Origin of the sequence: Labrenzia sp. OB1 (assembly GCF_001624695.1) — a bacterium.
Taxonomy (GTDB): domain Bacteria; phylum Pseudomonadota; class Alphaproteobacteria; order Rhizobiales; family Stappiaceae; genus Roseibium.
Genome location: NZ_JSEP01000019.1, coordinates 69,030 through 87,163 on the forward strand (window position 1 = coordinate 69,030; position 18,134 = coordinate 87,163).

An 18,134-nucleotide genomic window follows, 5' to 3' on the forward strand; every position below is an offset into this window, starting at 1 on the left:
CTGCATACAAAAGTGATTTCATAATTTCTCTCCTTAAAACAAATCGTAGCGCGGGCGATCTTGTTCCCACTGGTGCTTGACCAACGAGATCAACGCTTCATCCCCTTGAACAGGCTGCCGTCCGGAAGCCTTGAAGAAATTTACAAGGGCATCCCGGGTCTTCCGTCCCGGCTGGCCATCCACCGGCCCGGGTTCATAGCCGAGATCCGTCAGAGCCTGCTGCAAGACCTTGGCCTTTAGCCCGCGGCTCGCCTTGCCCAGCGCTTCCCTGCCGTTTTCCGCCGCCTGTGAAGACGGGTCCACGGCAACGGCCATGGCCAGCATTCTTATCCGGTCGCGGCCGGCCGCTTCTCCCGATTGCTCTCCCAGCATGAATGCGGTGTTGAAGGCGCCCCAGGCGTCGCCGCGCAAGGCGCTTTCACGGAACCATCTTGTCGCTTCCGCAGCATCTTTTTCCACGCCCTGACCGTTGAAGTAGAGCAGCCCGATGGCGGTGCCCGCGGCGGGATGACCGCCTTCATGGGCCTTCCTGAACCAACCGAGCGCGGCCTCAAAGTCTTGAGGCACGCCTTTGCCATCCCGGTAAAGCGTTCCCATGTTCAGGAAGCCGTAAATGTCGTTTCGTCCGGCTGACCTGTTGTAATAATAAACGGCCCGGTCGACGTTTTCGGCCACATGCTCGCCGTTCAGATAAAAGCCGCCGATGGCATTGTAGGAAAACGTGTGTCCGGCCTCGACGGATTGCAGAAGTTTTTCCAGACCGTCCTTCTCGTTCTGGGCCGTCCCGTCTCCCCTGATCTCAGCCAGCCCGAGCGAGTGCAGCGCATAGGCGTCGCCGCGTTCGGCAGCCTTGCGGTACAGTTCCACAGCCTTTTCCCGATCCCGGTCAATTCCGGCCCCCAGGAAATACATGCGGCCAAGCACCTGGCCGGCCCGCACATGCCCCATCTGGTAGGCCTGCTCGAAATAGGCAATCGCCTGATCGAGATCGCCAGCCGCGAAAGCCCCGCGCCCGCGCTGAAACACAAAGCGGCCGATTTCCGGATAGGCTTCCATTGCTGAGGCACAGGCTGTGTCGATCGCCCGGGGATCAAGATCGTTCGCCAGACGTCCTTCCGTGACTGCCTGAAGATCAAACGGCTGCGTTGCAAGCTGATCGCAACGGTCCACACGCGGTTGAACGATCTGGGTGATGGTTCTGAGTGACCCGCCGGTTTCATTCGGAAGTTCGAGCTTGAATTCGCGTGCTTCGCGCTCGCTGCCGATCTGGGGCCGGACCGTCAGGGACGCCAGCGCCGACACGGGAAAGCGGTCTCCCGCCTGAAGCAGACGGCCCTCGGAAGAAAGCTGCAGATCGCTATCGACGGACACGACTTTCAGCCAGTCGCTGGTTGCCGGAAGTCCCTCCACAGGCGCTTCGGAGTAGACCTCAACCGGACCGACGCCGATGTCGGCCTCCACTGTACCTGCGGTCGATCTTTCCGTCAGCCAGGCCAATACCGCTGCCAGGCGCGCCTTCAGGTCCTCCCGAAGACCATCTTCCGCAACTGGAGCCGCTGTCTGTGCAACCGTGATCGAGGCAATGGCGGAGACGCTGCTGCCCCACTGGTCTGTCACTTCGTAACCGATCAGTTCCACATTTCCGGCGTCAGCGCCGGTTGGAACGAACTGAAGTCCGGCAAGCTCTTCGGCCTTGAGAACATCGCCCTCGGCAACGGACTTACCGTCCGCCAACTGCAATTTTCCCTTTTCCGGCGCCAGGGTCAGCTTGGCTTCAAGCGTTCCGCCCTCCGGCTGCACCGGTGCCGGAATGTTGAGCGCGACCGCTGTGCTGCCGGCGGGGACGCTGACACGGTGATGTGCAGTGACGATGGGTTCCGGTTTGGGAGGCACGAAGTAGAAACTGGTGACAAGCGTTGAGTCCTCATAGGGGATCTGCTGCCCCCCGGTCTTGCGGACAACTTCGTCCCGGACCCTGGTCATCAGGTCCTTGATCTCAAGCTTCGGATCGAGGGCATTGCCGACCACTGAGGAGGTGAACGGACTCATGGGTCCGTCCCCGTCATAGGCGACCTGGCCCGGACGGGTGGCGTAGGAGATGAAGGTCCCAAGCTTGTTGGGAATCCGGCGGAGCCCCCTCGTCTTTCCGAGCGCATATTCCTGTTCACCCCAAAACAGGCTCGCGATTTCGAAAGGATTGTCCCTGCAGGCATCCAGCATGACGATCTGCAGGCTTGACGCGGCTTTCATGTAATCGAGCAGATGAGAGACCTTGAGACTTTCAAACTCAAGGTCGTATTGCGATGACAATTTTGCATCGACAGGCAGTATGAAGTTCGCGTCACCGACCTGAAGGGCATGGCCCGAATAATAGAAAAGGGCTGTATCGCCATCATTGAGTTCGCGCAGGAACCGGCGGACGACCTCCTCCATTTCCTTCTTGTCGAGATCCATTCCGAGCGTGACATCGAAATCGGCCTTTCGAAGGATACGCGAAATTTCCTTTGTGTCGTTCAGCGGGTTTACCAGGGGCTCCACGTATTGGTAGTCCTGATTTCCGATCACGAGCGCGACCCTCCGGCCCGCTTCCTGCGCGGAGGCGGTCAGTGAAGTCGAGCCGGCCAATGCCAATCCGAGTGGCAGGCTGAGCAGCCCGAAGCGCACGGCTCGCCGCAAGCGGGCGGCAGGCTTCGAAACCACTCGGGTTGAATGTCGAGCGCAAAGAGGCAGATTATACCGATTGGTCATAACGTTCCCAATGTTGAAATCCGTATTTCTCTTTATAGGCCCTTGAGCCCTTGCCGGACTGTGACGAACCGCACACTCCATTCGATCCGGTCCGATTGCCGCCAATGCCGCAGAAATTGGATGTTGCCCGGGAAAATTCCCTCGGTTCTCTAAAATGTATAAAGGCATTACGCTGGGTAAATTGATGCACACTTGCTGCCTGGACGCAAGCCGGGTTCCCTCTGAAAGTCGGGATTTATCTTTTACGTCTTCTATTTGCGGGCTTACGGCGGTTTTCAAGTCCACCCGAGTCAAATTAGTCTGCCGCCAGCCATATAGAAAATCTGACGCTTGGAGCCATCATGTCCGGACCCCTTGAGATTCGCACCCTGCGGGAAGACGAAATGCATATTGCGCTCGAGTTGGCGCGGGATGAAGGCTGGAACCCGGGCCTTGAGGACGGGAAAGTCTTTTATGCGGCTGATCCGGGTGGTTTTTTCGCCGGTGAGGTTTCAGGCGAACTCGTCACTGTCATTTCAGCCGTTCGCTACGGCAACGAGTTCGGCTTTATCGGTTTTTATATCTGCAAGCCCGGCCACCGCCAGAAGGGCTACGGCCATCGGATCTGGCAGCAGGCCCTGGACTATCTTGGCCCCAGACTTTTGGGCCTCGATGCAGTCAAGGAACAGACAGCCAGCTATGCCGAACACGGCTTCAGGCCGGTTTACCGCAATGTCCGTCAAGCCGGCATTTCCCTGTGCGACACTCCGATGGATCCGCGATTGGCACCACTCGGCCAGGGAATTTTCCCGTCAATCCGGGATTATGACCGGCGGTTCTTCCCAGGTCCGCGAATGGACTTCCTGAAGCTCTGGACCGCACCGATGCTCGAGACCCGCAGAGGCTTCGCCTTCGCCGAAGATGGCGTTGTGAAAGGCTATGGCGTCATCCGTCAGTGCCATGAAGGCTACAAGATAGGGCCGCTCTTTGCCGACACACCCGAAATCGCCGATACGCTCTTCCGTGCGCTCGCCGGGCAAGTCAAGGGTCAGCCGATCGTTCTCGATACGCCGGAAGCCAATGCGGCCGCACTCCTGCTTGCGGAAAGATACGAGCTCTCGCCGGAGTTCGAGACTTTCCGCATGTATCGCGGAACGGCTCCGGACCTGCCGCTCGATCAGATGTTCGGTATCACGACCTTCGAACTCGGCTGACTGCAATCAGCCCTGCGCATTGCGGTAGGCGAGGATCGCACCGGCCAGGTCTTCCAGGGCCGCGCCGACAGATTTGAACAAGGTAATCTCATCGCCGGACTGACGGCCCGGGTGTTCGTTCCTGCAGAGTTCGTAAAGATCCGCCTTTACGTCGTCCTTCGATATTACTCCGGAGCTGAGCGGCTGAACGATGTCGCCTCCTTCGGAAAGGCAGCCATCTCGCGTATCGACGAAAATCCGGGCACGCCGGATGAGGTCGTCGTCGCTTTCGCGCATGCTGGGCTTGAATGCCCCGACCAGATCCACATGAGTGCCCGGTTTAACGGCTTTGCCGCTGATCAGAGGCTCAATTGACAATGTCGCCGCGCTGACGATATCCGCGTTACCGATCGCCTCTTCAAGGTTCGCGGCGGCATTGACCGTCACCGGAAACCGCGCCCTGAGGTCTTGAGCCAGCGCTTCGGCCTTCTCCAGGGAACGTCCCCAGACGGTGACCTCTTCTATCGGCCGGACCGCCATATGGGCCGCCACAAGGTTGGCCGCCAGACGGCCGGCCCCCACCACCAGCAGATGCCGGGCGTCGGAACGGGCCAGATAACGCGCTGCCAGGGCGGATGCGGCCGCTGTGCGGCGGGCCGTCAACTCACCGCCGTCGACCAGCACCAGCATCGCGCCGGTGCGCGCATCCGACAGAAGATACTGTGCGGAGACGGCCGGCAGATTGCGCGTCGAGTTGCCCGGCATCACATTGACGACCTTCACCCCGGCGAAGCTGCCCGGCAGCCAGGCGGGCATCAGGAGCATCGTGGCATCCGGCTCGCCGGGCACAGCCATGTCGTGATGGTGGCGCGTCGGCATTTCGCAGCCCGTGCGGAACATGTCCGCCAGCGCATCGATCAGTTCCGGAAAAGGTAAAGCATTGCGGGTCTGGTCTTCGGACAGCAGCAGCATCAAGGGCCAATCTGTATCGGTTGTGTGGTGGGCCGAAAGTCACATCCGCATGATGCAACGGGTGTTCCATTGGCGTCGACTGATCGTCTTAGGAACGTTCACTTCAACCGTGCCGGCGCATCTTGCGTCAACCCAGATCGAAAATCATCATCACATAGGCTGCAAACAGCGCAAGGTGAACCGCGCCCTGGAGATAATTGGTTGTCCGGGCACCGAAAGTCAGCATGCTGACGACAAGCGTCAGAAGCAGGAGGATGATTTCCGGCGCTTCAAGGCCCAGTTCAACCCTAAGCCCCATTATCCACCCGACAAGCAACACCGCCGGCACTGTGAGGCCGATGGTCGCCACAGCGGAGCCGAGACAAATATTGACCGCCCGCTGAAGCTTGTTTGCCACAGCAGCCTGCAAGGCGCTCAGGCCTTCCGGCATAAGGACAAGCGAGGCGACGATAAAGCCGCTCAATGCGAGAGGCGCACCCAGTCCGTCCATGCCGAAATCGACATAAAGCGCGAGTTTCTTGGAAAGCAGAATGATCGGCAGCAGCGCACCGAAAAGGCCCAGAATGTGAAAGGGGACCGACCGGACTTCACCGCCATGATGCCCGTCGTCGCCGCTATTTGTCACTTTGGCTTCACCAACTACCGGCTGACGAAAAATGTTGCTGTGGGTAACGGTCTGCATGGCGAGGAAGACACTGTAGAGCAAAACAGACATGACCAGTTCAAAGCCGGTCTGAAGTCCCGAGAGTGCGCCTCCCGGAGCGGATTCCGTTATTCTCGGCAGCACAAGAGCAAAGATCGAAAGGGGCACCAATATAGAAAGAAACGCATTCGCACCCTGCAGATTGTAGGTCAGATTCTTGTGACGTAACCCTCCCAACAGCAGGCAAAGGCCGACCAGCCCGTTCAGGACGATCATCACCACGGAAAACATGGTTTCGCGCGCCAGCGTCGGCACGGCGTCACCGGACAACATGATGGCGACGATCAGTGCAACCTCGATCCCGATCACAGCAAGTGTCAGGATCAGGGTACCGAAAGGTTCCCCGAAGATCGTTGCAAGGCATCCGGCATGCCTCACCACGGAGAAGGCGCACCACAGGACAGAGGCGAAAATCACGCCCAGAAGGATCAACGAAACGCCGACACCAACCGTTTCCGGTTTCAGACTGTCGCCTACAAGCGTGAAAGCTGCGAATAGTAGAAAGGCAACTAGACTGGACAATTCGGATCTGAAGACGCTCACAGGCTATTCCCGGCTGAAGAATTGCAAAAATCGGTGACCGAACTATAGGCTGCGTCCAGTTTTCCCCGCAACAGAGCGATACCGCTCACTCATTATTGATAAATTTGTCCACAAAAAAAGACCGGTGCTGGTTGCACCGGTCTTTGAGTTCCAGGGGTCAAGCTCGCTTGCGACGCTCCAGATCCGGAGGTCTGCAAATCAGCTTAACCTGTTTATCTAATTCATCTTTTCCTGTCGCATGAGGCATGCACACAAACAAATCCAACTAGATGGCAAGATACTCCTGCCGCAGTTCAGCATTGTCGAGCACTTCCTGCGCCGCTCCGTCGAAGACCACCTCGCCCATATCCAGAATCACCGCACGGTCCGCGAGATGAAGAGCCGCAATCGCGTTCTGCTCGACGATGATGGTTGTGATGCCCAGATCCTTGACACCTTCCAGAATGCGCTCGATCTCCTGCACGATCACCGGCGCCAAACCTTCGTAGGGCTCATCGAGAAGAAGCAACTTGATGTCGCGCGCAAGAATGCGAGCCAGAGCGAGCATCTGTTGCTCGCCGCCGGACATGGTCACGGCGTCCTGCGCCCTGCGTTCGGCAAGGCGCGGGAAATGGTCGTAGATCCGCTCTATCGACCAGCCCTTAGGTTCGGCAATCTGTGACAATTGAAGGTTTTCTTCAACGGTCAGGCCGGAGATTATGCAACGGTCTTCCGGCACAAGCCCGACGCCCAGTCTTGCTGCCTGGTAACTCTTCATTTCGTGCAGCGGCTTGTGATCGAGCCAGATTTCGCCATGGGTCAGGGTGGGATTGTCCATGCGGGCGATTGTCCGCAGCGTGGAGGTCTTTCCCGCGCCGTTACGGCCAAGCAACGCGAGGATCTCGCCTTCCCGCACGTCGAAATTCACCCCCTGGACGATATAGCTTTCACCATAATAGGCGTGAACGTCCCAGGCCGAAAAGAATGCCGGCGCTGTTCCCTGCGCCCTGCGCGGCTGCACACCCGGCGCGGTTCCGCCCGAGAAACGGTCTTCAGTGATGGTCACAGGTGTGCTCCTCCCAGATAAGCTTCCTGAACGCGCGGATCGCCCTTGATTTCTTGCGGTTTGCCTTCGCAGATCACGGTACCTTGTGCCAACACACTGACCTTGTCCGCAAGCGAGAAGACCACATGCATATCGTGTTCGATGACCACCTTGGTGATCCCGCGATCGCCGATGCGCTTCAGGAGATCGATCGTGTTGTTGGTGTCGGCGCGTGACATGCCTGCTGTCGGTTCGTCCAGCAGCAGAAGCTTCGGATCCTGAACCAGGCACATGGCAAGCTCCAGACGCCGCTTGTCACCGCGTGACAGAGATGCCGCGATCATGTCCTTCTTTTCCGCAAGACCTACGTCCTCGAGCATATGCATGGACTTGTCATGGATCTCCGCGTCCCGGTCGAGACGTTTGAAGGCGTGCAGCGCGAATTCGCCATCGCGCCTTGCCATAGTCGGAATCATGACGTTTTCCAGCAGCGTGAGGTCACTGAAGATTTCGGGCGTCTGAAACACCCGCGAGACGCCTGCCTGATTGATCTTGTGCGCCTTGAGCCCGATCAGCGAGGTATCGCCGAACATGACTGTTCCGGTATCGGGGATAAGACGGCCGACAAAACAGTTGAGCAGTGTCGACTTTCCTGCACCATTTGGCCCGATGATGGCGTGAACCATGCCCTCTTCAACGGCCAGGTTTACGTCGTGGAGGGCCTTCAGGCCGCCAAAGGCCTTGTTCACGCCCGAGACTTTCAGAATTTCCATCAGTATTTTCCTTAATCGGCTGGCGCTGCGGCACCGCGTGATTCTGACTTCCCGGAGGAGCGCTTGAACAGGCGCCCGATCCTGGAGAAGCCTTCCATTAGCCCACCCGGCAGGAAGATCACGATCAGCATGAACAAGACCCCCAAGGTCAGATGCCAACCTTCACCCACGAACAGACTGGTCACCGAGACGACCGGCACTTCGATGAAATCGGGCAGGAACCCGAAAATCTCATGCAGGGTCTGATCGTTGAATGCGGAGAAGATGTTTTCGAAGTACTTGATCAGCGCCGCGCCGAAAATCGGGCCCAGCAAGGTACCGGCACCGCCGAGAATGGTCATCAGAACCACCTCGCCCGAGGCAGTCCACTGCATGCGCTCCGCTCCCGCCAGCGGGTCGGTGATGCACAGCAGAGCACCGGCCAGACCGGCATACATTCCCGAGATCACAAACGCCGCAAGGGTGTAGGGACGCGGATTGAGGCCCGTGTAGTTCATCCTGTTCTGATTGGTCTTCACGGCCCGCAGCATGATGCCGAAGGGCGAACGGAAGATCCGCTGGGCGATAAAGAAGGCGATCAGCAGGACTATCGCGCAGAAGTAGAACCCCGCGTAGCCGGTCATCTCTATACCGAACAGGTTGGCGATCAGCGGGCCATCCACAGCATTCGAGGAATCGAACAGACGCGGGTCGGTCCGCAGGACCCGCAGGCCCGTTTCCCCGTTGGTGATCGGCGTCAGCACGGAATAGGCCAGGTTGTAGGACATCTGCGCGAAGGCGAGCGTCAGGATCGAAAAGTAGATGCCCGAACGGCGCAGCGAGACATAGCCGATCAGCAGAGCGAAAATCCCGGATGTGATCACAGCCACAATCGCCGCAGGGACCGGATTCATGCCGAGCAGCTTGAAGGTCCAGACGGCCGAGTAGGAGCCAACCCCGAGAAACGCAGCGTGTCCGAAGGAGAGATATCCCGTCAGACCGAAGAGCAGGTTGAAGCCGGTCGCGAACAGACCGTAGATCATGAACTTTTGCAGCAGGTCCGGGTAGCCGGCACCGATCGGCGCCAGCCAGATCGGCATAGTAAGAACGGCGATGGCGAACACGACGAAAAAGATCCAGTCGCGCATGGGAGAAGTTTTACTTGTCATGTTTTTAGTTCTCCATGACGCCTTTACGGCCCATCAGCCCGCGCGGACGCACGAGTAGAATGACCACTGCAACGAGATAAATGATGATCTGATCGATGCCGGGCAGGATCGCTTTCACTTCGTTCATGGAAGCGAAGGACTGCAGGATGCCGAGCAGGAAGCCGGCCGCGACGGCGCCGGGCAACGAGCCCATTCCACCGACAACAACGACAACGAAGCTGAGCACCAGGAAGTCCATGCCCATGTGATAGTCCGGCGGCAGGATCGGCGTGTACATGACCCCGGCCAAGCCGGCGACGACGGCCGCGATCGCAAAGACGACCGTGAAGCGACGTTCGATGTTGATACCGAGAAGACCGACCGTATCGCGATCCGCCATGCCGGCGCGCACGACCATTCCGAAGGTGGTGAATTGCAGAAAGGCGAAAACAGCGGCTATCACGGCACCGGCAAACGCCAGATAGACCATTCGCCAGTAGGGATAGACGATGACGCCCGGATCGAAACCGAATATCGACCCGATATCGGCCGCGCCGCGCACCAGGTCAGGCGCTGACTGCGGGATCGGGTTGGCGCCGTAGATCGCCTTGATGATCTCCTGAAGCACAATCGCCAGGCCGAATGTCACCAGGATCTGGTCGGCGTGCGGGCGTTTATAGAAATGCTTGATCAGGCCGCGTTCCATGACGAAGCCGATCAGCAGCATCACCGGCACTGCGAGCAGTATGGACATGGGCACGGAGTAATTGAGCATCCATGTGCCGAAGTCCCCCAGCATTGCCTCGACATAGGGCGTCCGGATTTCCAGAGGCGAGCCCCAGGCCGTGGTCTTGGTCGGATCCGTGGTCACGACCTCCAGACTGAGCAGCTTGTTGAAGGTGACCGCACAAAAGGCACCCAGCATGAACAACGCCCCGTGGGCGAAGTTCACCACCCCGAGGGTTCCGAAGATAAGGGTCAGACCCAGAGCGATGAGCGCATAAGCGCCGCCCTTGTCCAGCCCGTTGAGCAATTGTAGAAGAATCACATCCATTGTTCTGCCGCTTTTTGCCTGGAGCAACCTGCATTGATGAAGCATATTGCTCCAACACCTTGGGGTCGATTAACTATTCCGCTTTTACACCATTTCACAAGAAAACGGGTTGATCTGAAACAATCTGCTTTCAGGTAATCACAGATTGATTCAACACTTTGGAACCGGCCAACTATTCCGCTTCGTCGCTTGTTTTACAAGAAACGGTTGAACCGTAGGCATCCTGCGCTCGGCAACACCAAACGCGATGCACCAAAAGGAACGGCAGCCGCCGGCTGTTAGGCGCCGGCGGCTGCCGTCATTCACGCATCAGGCGCCGTTGTTGCAGGTACCCAGTTCGCCACCGAGCATGTCCGCAGGATACTCAACCTGAGACCGCGGGGTCACTTCGACGACTTCCAGAAGGTCGAACTGCGAGGTCGGGTTTTCCTTACCCTTCACAACCAGAACGTCCTTGAAGCACTGGTGGTCATCGGCCCGGTACAGGGTCGGTCCGTTGCCCATGCCGTCAAACTCGAAGCCTTCCAGAGCCGCTGCGATCGCGCAGGGGTCGAAGGTTCCGGCCCGCTGTGCGGCATCCGCATAAAGCAGTGCCTGAACATAGCAGGTGTGAGCTGCCTGGCTCGGCGGGAAGCCGTATTCCTGACCGAAGGACTTCACGAAGGCTTTCGAGCCTTCATCCTGCAGCGACCAGTGCCAGTTGGTGGAGCCGAAGATGCCCTTGACGTTCTCACCGGCACCCTGCGCCATCAGGCGGGAGTACAGCGGAACGATGATGACAAAGTCCTTGCCGTTGACCTGCTTGTCGCGCAGACCGAACTGGACTGCCTGGGTCAGGGAGTTCACCATGTCCTTGCCGTAGTGGTTCAGGACCAGAACATCGGCGCCGGAGTTCAGAACCGGAGTGATGTACTGCGAGAAATCACCTGCGCCGAGCGGAGTGCGAACCGCAGCGGTTGTCTCCCAGCCCATGCCTTCGGTGTATTTCTTGATGGATTCTTCCTGAGACCAACCCCAGGTATAGTCGGCGGTCAGGTGATAGGCCTTGCGATCGGTGCCGTAGTTGTTCTTGAGCACCGGTGCCAGAGCCGCACCGGACATTTCCGTGTTGAAGAAGTGACGGAAACCGTTCTTGCGCTTGTCCTTGCCCGTGGTGTCGTTGGAGTGGGTCAGACCCGCCATGAAGATGACGCCTGCTTCCTGGCAGAGCGACTGCACGGCAATAGCCACACCGGAAGACGAACCGCCGGTGATCATCACCGCACCGTCCTTCTCGATCATCCGCTTCGCGGATGCGCGGGCAGCATCGGATTTGGTCTGCGTGTCGCCGGTCACATAAGCGACCTTCTTGCCGTTCACGCCGCCCTGAAGTTCCTTGGACGAGAACGTATTCAGGAGACCGCCGTCGCCCTCACCGTTCAGGTGCTTCACGGCGAGCTGATAAGCGCGCAGTTCGTCGGCACCCTCATCGGCATAAGCGCCGGTCTGCGGTACGTTGAAGCCGAGGACAACTTCTGCCCCTGTCGGCTCGTTCAGGTAGCCCGCGGACCAGGCACCGCTCGTGAAAATGGTCGGCGTTGCCAGGGCAGCACCACCCATTGCACCGGCGCGCAGGATTGAACGGCGGTTTAGGGGTTTACGAATCAAGCTCATACTTTCCTCCCAGAAAGGCACGGCGGTCCACCTCGGACACGCCTGCTGTGGCTGTTCAGCCGCAAGCAATCCTGGCTGTTCCCCGGTCCGGAACTCCGGCTCCTCCGCGCCAAAATTGCAAGCTGCGGAGACTGTAAAAAAATGAACAGCAATTCAGCAATACGACTATCGGCGCGCATCCGCCGCCAACACATTAGACTTTCGAAGTAACCGCGACTATTATTTGCAGCTAAATATTGCGTCGCACCATTTATATTTTCTTTTTTATACATACACTTAGTTGCAATACTTTCTGCACCGCAAAAAACGCTTAACACCCCAAGGAAAATGAAATCACACACTCGAAATTAGACGAAAGTCCTATGTTTCTCCCGCAAATTTGCTTCAGCCCGGGAAATTGACGCTGACGCGGGCGCGAAGATATGGTCGCAACCGCCACGTATCCCAACAGATCTTCCCTCAAGAGGCCGCCTCCAACATGACCATTCTGACGTCTCTCGACCAGCTCCATGCGCATTACGGCGAACCGGGTGAAGCCTCCCTCGTGAAGGAAATCGACCACCTCAGTCCCGCCTACAGGACAATCGTCGAAGCCTCACCGTTCTGCGCCCTGACAACCTGCGGCCCCGAAGGACTGGATTGCTCTCCGCGCGGCGATGAAGGTGCTGTCGTCCGAATCAGCGACGACAGAACCCTGTTGTTGCCGGACCGGCGTGGAAACAACCGGATCGATTCCCTGCGCAACATCGTGCGCGATCCCCGCGTTTCGCTGATGTTCATCATCCCCGGCTGGAACAACGTCCTGCGCATCAACGGCACAGCCGAGATTTCCGTCGATCAGGAGTTGCTGGCAAGCTTTGAAAAGGAAGGCAAGCAACCCCGCTCGGTGATCGTCATCTCCATAGCTACGGCCTACTTTCAATGTGCCCGGGCGATCATGCGCGCGCGCCTTTGGGACGCCGGTGTCCAGGTTGCCAACGGCGCATTGCCGACCCCGGGAACGATCATGCATGAAATCAGGAACAGCTTTGACGGCAAGACATATGATGAGGCATGGCCAGAACGCGCAGCAAAAAGCATGTGGTGACGGACACCGCCAACCGGGCGGCGCATCGCAGCTGCGCGCACATGCGCCTGGATTTATATCGCGGACAGGCTGTGAACCTTCCCTTCCCGCACCATATCTGAAATACCCGGATCTGAACTATCCGGCCTGTTAGTCATTCCAGAGGATCTCATGACCGCTAACCCGATGCTCGCCGATTGGACCACACCATTCGAACTGCCGCCGTTCAGCGACATCGAACCGGTTCATTTCGAGGAAGCCTTCGATGTCGCGATGGCGGAGGCCCGCAAGGAGACCGACGACATTGCCAATCAAGACGCGGAGCCGACCTTCGCGAACACGATCGCCGCCCTGGAAAAGTCCGGCGAGCTGCTTTCACGTGTCGCGCGGACCTTCTTCAATCTGACTGGCGCTCACACCAGCGCGGCCATTCAGAAGATAGAACGCGACATCTCTCCGAAGCTGGCCAGGCATTCCTCGAATATGCTGTTGAACGCAAAGCTCAACAACAGGGTTGCGGCGCTGTGGGAAAAGCGTGATGCCCTGCAACTGGACACCGAGGAATTGCGGGTTCTGGAGCGTTACATGAAGATGTTTCAGCGCGCAGGAGCCGGGCTCGATGCAGCGGGCAAAACCCGGATGGCGGAAATTTCCCAGCGCCTTGCGACGCTTGGCACCCAATTTTCCCAAAATGTCCTGAAGGATGAATGCGACTATCAACTTGTTCTGGAAACAGAGCAGGATCGCGCCGGATTGCCTGACTTCCTGCTTGGCGCCGCGGCTGAGGCAGCAAAGGAACGCGGCCTGGAGGGCAAGCACGTCATCACCCTTGCGCGCTCTTCCATTGAACCATTCCTGCAGTTTTCCACCAACAGGAGCTTGCGTGAGGAAGCCTTCAGGGCGTGGTCGGCGCGCGGTGAGAATGGCGGTCAAACCGACAACAGGCAAATTATCAACGAAACACTGTCGCTCAGAGCGGAGAAAGCAAAGCTCCTCGGCTTTGACACCTTCGCCGCCTATAAACTCGACGATACGATGGCAAAGACTCCCGCCAATGTGCGAGACCTGCTGACCAGGGTCTGGGCGCCGGCAGTTTCCCAGGCGCACGAGGAAGAAGCCAAACTTTCCCGAATGGCTCAAAACCACGGCGAAAACCACAAGATCGAAGCGTGGGACTGGCGGTTCTATTCCGAGAAGGTCCGTAATGCCGAGCATGATCTGGATGAGTCCGAGATAAAGCCGTACCTGCAGCTCGACAATATCATCCAGGCGGCCTTCGACACCGCGAACCGCCTCTTCGGTCTTACCTTTGAAGAGCTCAAGGGCCTCCCCGTCTATCATCCCGACGTTCGCGTCTTTGAGGTCAAGAAGAACGGCAAACATGTCGGGCTTTTCCTGGGCGACTATTTCGCAAGATCGTCGAAGCGGTCCGGCGCCTGGATGAGCGCCTTCCGGTCACAGCACAAACTGGATGGCGAGGTGACGCCCATCATCGTCAATGTGATGAATTTCTCCAAAGGCGCGCCGGGTGAAGCCACCTTGCTGACGTTCGATGACGCGCGCACGTTGTTCCACGAATTCGGCCACGGTCTGCACGGCCTGCTGTCCGATGTGACCTACCCGTTCATTTCAGGAACCAGCGTCGCGCGCGATTTCGTCGAGCTTCCCTCGCAGCTTTACGAGCATTGGCTATCGGAACCGGACATCCTCTCCCGGTTTGCGGTTCACTACAGGACAGGCGACCCCATGCCGAAGGCGCTTCTGGACAAGCTGCTGGCGGCCAGCAACTTCAACAAGGGCTTCGAGACGGTCGAATATATCTCGTCCGCGCTGATCGATCTTGAAATGCACCTGCTGGACGCCCCTTCGGGGCTCGACATCGCGGAATTCGAACGCCGGGAACTCGACACCATCGGCATGCCGTCGGCGATCACAATGCGCCACCGTATTCCCCACTTTCAGCATGTGTTTTCCGGCGACGGATATTCCGCGGGCTACTACAGCTACATGTGGTCAGAGGTGATGGACGCGGACGCCTTTGAGGCCTTCACGGAAAAGGGAAATGCATTCGATCCGCAAACGGCGGAAAAGCTCCTGACACACATCTACTCGGCGGGTGGTCGTCAGGACCCAGATGAAGCCTATGTGGCCTTCCGGGGACGCGCGCCGAAAATCGATGCGCTTCTGGAAAAACGCGGCTTCGCCGCCTGACGGGAGCGCTTGATGAAACCGATGCATTCCGAAAACCAGCCCGTTGCGGGGGCGACGACCTCGGCCTTCCTGCGTCTCTGCCTCGTCCTGTCAGGACTTGCCGGCGCTCTTGGCGTCATAAGTCTGGCCATGTCCGCGCATGCGTCCGCGTCGTCGCTGCTGCAAACCGCGGCGCAACTGCTTTTGCTGCACGCACCGGTGTTTCTCGGGCTCGGCATCCTCGCCCAGATACGCAAGGTACTGTTCCTGCCCATGGTCTTGCTGCTTATGAGCTCAGGGTTGATCCTCTTTTGCGGCGATATGTTCGCGCGCGTCATTCTGGAGCAGAGACTGTTTTCCATGGCCGCGCCGATTGGCGGCATGCTGGTGATCCTGGGGTGGCTGGTGCTCGCTCTCAGTGCTTTACGTGTCAGACCCAAGTGATTAAAAGCGGACGAACTGGAATCGCGGAGCATGCCGGGTTCGAACGAACACGGTCAGGATGCTCACAAACATTTTCTCAACCGGTTTTCGCTTGCATGAAAGCAGTTTGAGCCGGCCATGACCTGTAGATCTGGAATTCATTTGTGACTGTGATCGTGCCCAAGCCCGAAGGCGCTAAAAAAGTCGGAAAGCCCAAGGCTTCCCCGGCAAAGGAATTCGTACCGCCGTATCCGTTTCGCCATGAACAGATGCCTCCGGTCTGGACGCTCATCGGCCTGGCAAAACGGAATTTCCTGTCGATCTGGGGCCTGGATGACTTTCAAAGCCGCCTCAGAAGCAAGAAGATCTTCACTCGCGACCTGGTCATCTGCAACCGGCCGGATGTCGTGCGTGAGGCGTTCCAGTCAAATCACGAAGTCCTGCAGCGCAAAAGCCCGCAGATGCGGCATGCGCTGGAACCGCTGCTCGGCGACGGCCTGTTCATCAGCGATACGGAAACCTGGGCGAAGCGCCGCAAGATCGTCGCGCCGATCATTCACGGCTCGCGCGTCAAGGGCTTCGCCCCGATCATGATCGACACGATCGACGAGAAACGCGCCGACTGGGAAAGACTGGGCGACGGCGCGGAGGTCGATGCGCTGGCGGAAATGGCGCATCTGACCGCTGAAATCATCAGCCGGACGATTTTCGGCCGCCAACTCGGCAAGGACTACGCAGCTGAGGTGGTTCAAGGGTTTTCCGACTACCAGCGCCACATCGATCAGATCGATCTGTTCTCCCTCTTCGGTCTGCCCGAATGGCTGCCGCGCATCCGCGGGAGATCCGTCAAGAAACCCGTCAAGCGCATCATGACTGTGCTCGATGAAATCATCGACAGCTACGACGCGCAAAAACAAAAAGGGGAAGCTTCGGTCATCGGCGGCCTCCTGGAAGCCCGCGACGACGAAGGCAATCCCCTTAGCCGGGACGCCATTCGCAGTGAAGCCGCGGTGATCTTCATGGCGGGTCACGAAACGACGGCCAACACGCTCGCCTGGGCCTGGTTCCTGCTCTCCCAGTGTGAGCGAACGCGCGAAAAGCTTCAGAGCGAACTCGACACGGTGCTCGCCGGACGAACACCGACCTTCAAGGATGTGGCGAACCTGCCATATACCAAAGCTGTGGTGGAAGAGACCCTGCGGCTGTATCCGCCGGTCCCGATCCTTGCCCGCGAAGCCATGGCCGACACGACGATCGGCGGCAAACGGTTTGCCAAGGGCTCGCTCGTGATGGTGGTGCCCTGGCTGATACATCGCAGTCCGAAGCTCTGGGCGAAACCCGATGTGTTCGATCCGCAGAGGTTTCTCGACCCGAAGGCCAAAAAGCCCAACAAATACGGGTATGTGCCGTTCAGCATCGGACCACGCATCTGTGCCGGGCTGCAGTTCGGCATGACGGAGGCCATTCTCAGTCTCGCCATCCTTGCGCAAAATTTCGACCTGAAGCTAAAGGAGGGCACGGATGTTCAGCCGATCGCCAGATTGACATTGCGCCCCGGCGACAGTCTTCCCATGACCCTGCATTCCCGGCGGACATGAAAAAACCGGACCGGCTGGAAGATATTCCCTTTGAAAAGACGCTCGCGACGGAACCTGCCGCGCCACCGATAAGGGCGTTGCTTTCACAGGAACCGAAACTGCGTGACAAGGCCAGGCTCTACTGGCTCCGTCACAGCAAGGACGGCGCACTCAACACCGTTTTCCATACAGCTCTGAAACACTGCCCCCCGGACTTCGTGTCCGGCGTCGGCAAGGCGCTTACACCACTGGTGCGCTGGTCCTACCGCAACAAACTTTTCCCGAACCGCATCAAGCGCAATTTCTCGGAACTGACGCGCGGCCGATGGCAAAGCGAGGCGGCAGAAGACGCCGGACTTCGCAGATGGTGGCAGAACATCGGTCGGAGCATATCCGAATTTAGTGTCGTCAACAGGTTATGGAAAAGCTCTCATATAGAGGTTGAAGGCGTTGAAAACCTCGAAACCGCGCGAAACGCCGGTGGCCCGCTGATTTTCACGTCCATGCATCTTGGCACATGGGAAGCCCTGTTCGTCGCCATCCACGAAAACCTGACCGGTCCCAGCATTGGACCTTTTCAACCGGAGCCGAACCGTTTCAAAAACCGGATCGTTCACGCGATCCGCAAGGAACGAAACCAGTATCTTTTCCCGCCCGGTCAGCGCAGCGCCTACCTTCTTCGCAGGTTGATGACGACCGGGCGATACTCCATGACCATCTTCATCGACGAGGTTCGCGACAAGCAGGTCCACCTGCCGCTCTTCGGCAGGAAGCTGCCTGACAAAGGCAATGGTGTGGTCGCCGTCAAGATTGCAAATGCCTGCGATGGCATACTCGTTCCGACCTACCTCACCCGCACGGGCCCGGCCCGATTCAAACTGGTCATTCTCCCGTCCATAGAGCGCTCCTCACCGCAGTCCGCCTATGACATTCCGGATACGATCGGCAAACTCAACCGGGTCTTCGAGCCGGTGGTCCTCGATCATATCGAGGAATGGTACATGCTCGGCGAGCTGCGCCTGCCGCAAAGCTTTCGCAACACGCCCTACGCGAAAAAGCTCGCGCTCAGGAATGCCGAGACGCGGCCGGAATTACGCTATGTATGAAGC

At 58.3% G+C, this 18,134-nt stretch carries 14 protein-coding genes; 6 read left to right on the forward strand and 8 right to left on the reverse strand.

Going from position 1 to position 18,134, the window contains the following annotated elements:
* Positions 1-33: 33 nt before the first annotated feature.
* Positions 34-2,700, reverse strand: a complete 2,667-nt coding sequence (locus OA90_RS21340; protein WP_068417219.1) for a caspase family protein — start codon at positions 2,698-2,700, stop codon at positions 34-36.
* A gap of 389 nt (positions 2,701-3,089) precedes the next feature.
* Between OA90_RS21340 and OA90_RS21345 the strand changes: the two genes are divergently transcribed.
* Positions 3,090-3,941 (forward strand): GNAT family N-acetyltransferase, encoded by an 852-nt coding sequence (locus tag OA90_RS21345; protein WP_068417222.1) that lies wholly within the window; start codon positions 3,090-3,092, stop codon positions 3,939-3,941.
* Between the two features lie 6 nt (positions 3,942-3,947).
* On the opposite strand, the gene OA90_RS21350 is transcribed toward OA90_RS21345, so the two are convergent.
* The 7 genes from OA90_RS21350 to OA90_RS21380 form a co-directional block, all read right to left on the reverse strand.
* Complete coding sequence (locus OA90_RS21350) at positions 3,948-4,892, reverse strand: ornithine cyclodeaminase family protein (protein WP_068417225.1); 945 nt, start codon at positions 4,890-4,892, stop codon at positions 3,948-3,950.
* 127 nt (positions 4,893-5,019) lie between these two features.
* On the reverse strand, positions 5,020-6,138 hold the full coding sequence (locus OA90_RS21355; protein WP_068417228.1) for a calcium:proton antiporter: 1,119 nt from the start codon (positions 6,136-6,138) through the stop codon (positions 5,020-5,022).
* A gap of 265 nt (positions 6,139-6,403) precedes the next feature.
* A complete protein-coding gene (locus OA90_RS21360) occupies positions 6,404-7,183 on the reverse strand; it encodes an ABC transporter ATP-binding protein (RefSeq protein ID WP_068417232.1) in 780 nt (259 codons plus the stop codon).
* Complete coding sequence (locus tag OA90_RS21365) at positions 7,180-7,935, reverse strand: ABC transporter ATP-binding protein (RefSeq protein WP_068417236.1); 756 nt, start codon at positions 7,933-7,935, stop codon at positions 7,180-7,182. The genes OA90_RS21360 and OA90_RS21365 overlap by 4 nt, the downstream gene beginning before the upstream one ends.
* Positions 7,936-7,946: 11 nt before the next feature.
* Positions 7,947-9,014 (reverse strand): branched-chain amino acid ABC transporter permease, encoded by a 1,068-nt coding sequence (locus tag OA90_RS21370; RefSeq protein WP_244274693.1) that lies wholly within the window; start codon positions 9,012-9,014, stop codon positions 7,947-7,949.
* A gap of 73 nt (positions 9,015-9,087) precedes the next feature.
* Positions 9,088-10,116, reverse strand: coding sequence for a branched-chain amino acid ABC transporter permease (locus tag OA90_RS21375; protein WP_068417241.1), 1,029 nt, complete (start codon positions 10,114-10,116; stop codon positions 9,088-9,090).
* 309 nt (positions 10,117-10,425) lie between these two features.
* Positions 10,426-11,769 (reverse strand): substrate-binding protein, encoded by a 1,344-nt coding sequence (locus tag OA90_RS21380; RefSeq protein WP_199823800.1) that lies wholly within the window; start codon positions 11,767-11,769, stop codon positions 10,426-10,428.
* A gap of 478 nt (positions 11,770-12,247) precedes the next feature.
* On the opposite strand from OA90_RS21380, the gene OA90_RS21385 reads away from it, so the two are divergent.
* The 5 genes from OA90_RS21385 to OA90_RS21405 all read left to right on the forward strand — a co-directional run bounded on the left by OA90_RS21385 (position 12,248) and on the right by OA90_RS21405 (position 18,131).
* Positions 12,248-12,856: a pyridoxamine 5'-phosphate oxidase family protein gene (locus OA90_RS21385; RefSeq protein ID WP_068417245.1), complete on the forward strand. Its 609-nt coding sequence runs from the start codon at positions 12,248-12,250 to the stop codon at positions 12,854-12,856.
* A 150-nt stretch (positions 12,857-13,006) separates the two neighbouring features.
* Positions 13,007-15,046, forward strand: coding sequence for a M3 family metallopeptidase (locus OA90_RS21390; RefSeq protein ID WP_068417249.1), 2,040 nt, complete (start codon positions 13,007-13,009; stop codon positions 15,044-15,046).
* Between the two features lie 12 nt (positions 15,047-15,058).
* Positions 15,059-15,469, forward strand: a complete 411-nt coding sequence (locus tag OA90_RS21395; RefSeq protein ID WP_244274690.1) for a DUF423 domain-containing protein — start codon at positions 15,059-15,061, stop codon at positions 15,467-15,469.
* A gap of 143 nt (positions 15,470-15,612) precedes the next feature.
* Positions 15,613-17,046, forward strand: coding sequence for a cytochrome P450 (locus tag OA90_RS21400; RefSeq protein ID WP_082837192.1), 1,434 nt, complete (start codon positions 15,613-15,615; stop codon positions 17,044-17,046).
* The gene (locus OA90_RS21405) at positions 17,043-18,131 is read left to right on the forward strand and encodes a hypothetical protein (RefSeq protein ID WP_068417255.1); all 1,089 of its coding nucleotides are present in this window, start codon (positions 17,043-17,045) and stop codon (positions 18,129-18,131) included. Before OA90_RS21400 ends, OA90_RS21405 begins: the two co-directional genes overlap by 4 nt.
* Positions 18,132-18,134: the final 3 nt, after the last annotated feature.

Excerpts from the sequence above, each read along its gene's own strand:
- OA90_RS21385 (WP_068417245.1), top strand. The coding sequence starts at position 12,248 with ATGACCATTCTGACGTCTCTCGACCAGCTCCATGCGCATTACGGCGAA.
- OA90_RS21380 (WP_199823800.1), bottom strand. The coding sequence starts at position 11,769 with ATGAGCTTGATTCGTAAACCCCTAAACCGCCGTTCAATCCTGCGCGCC.
- OA90_RS21370 (WP_244274693.1), bottom strand. The coding sequence starts at position 9,014 with ATGCCGATCTGGCTGGCGCCGATCGGTGCCGGCTACCCGGACCTGCTG.
- OA90_RS21395 (WP_244274690.1), top strand. The coding sequence starts at position 15,059 with ATGAAACCGATGCATTCCGAAAACCAGCCCGTTGCGGGGGCGACGACC.
- OA90_RS21405 (WP_068417255.1), top strand. The coding sequence starts at position 17,043 with ATGAAAAAACCGGACCGGCTGGAAGATATTCCCTTTGAAAAGACGCTC.
- OA90_RS21365 (WP_068417236.1), bottom strand. The coding sequence starts at position 7,935 with ATGGAAATTCTGAAAGTCTCGGGCGTGAACAAGGCCTTTGGCGGCCTG.
- OA90_RS21345 (WP_068417222.1), top strand. The coding sequence starts at position 3,090 with ATGTCCGGACCCCTTGAGATTCGCACCCTGCGGGAAGACGAAATGCAT.
- OA90_RS21390 (WP_068417249.1), top strand. The coding sequence starts at position 13,007 with ATGACCGCTAACCCGATGCTCGCCGATTGGACCACACCATTCGAACTG.
- OA90_RS21350 (WP_068417225.1), bottom strand. The coding sequence starts at position 4,892 with ATGCTGCTGCTGTCCGAAGACCAGACCCGCAATGCTTTACCTTTTCCG.
- OA90_RS21375 (WP_068417241.1), bottom strand. The coding sequence starts at position 10,116 with ATGGATGTGATTCTTCTACAATTGCTCAACGGGCTGGACAAGGGCGGC.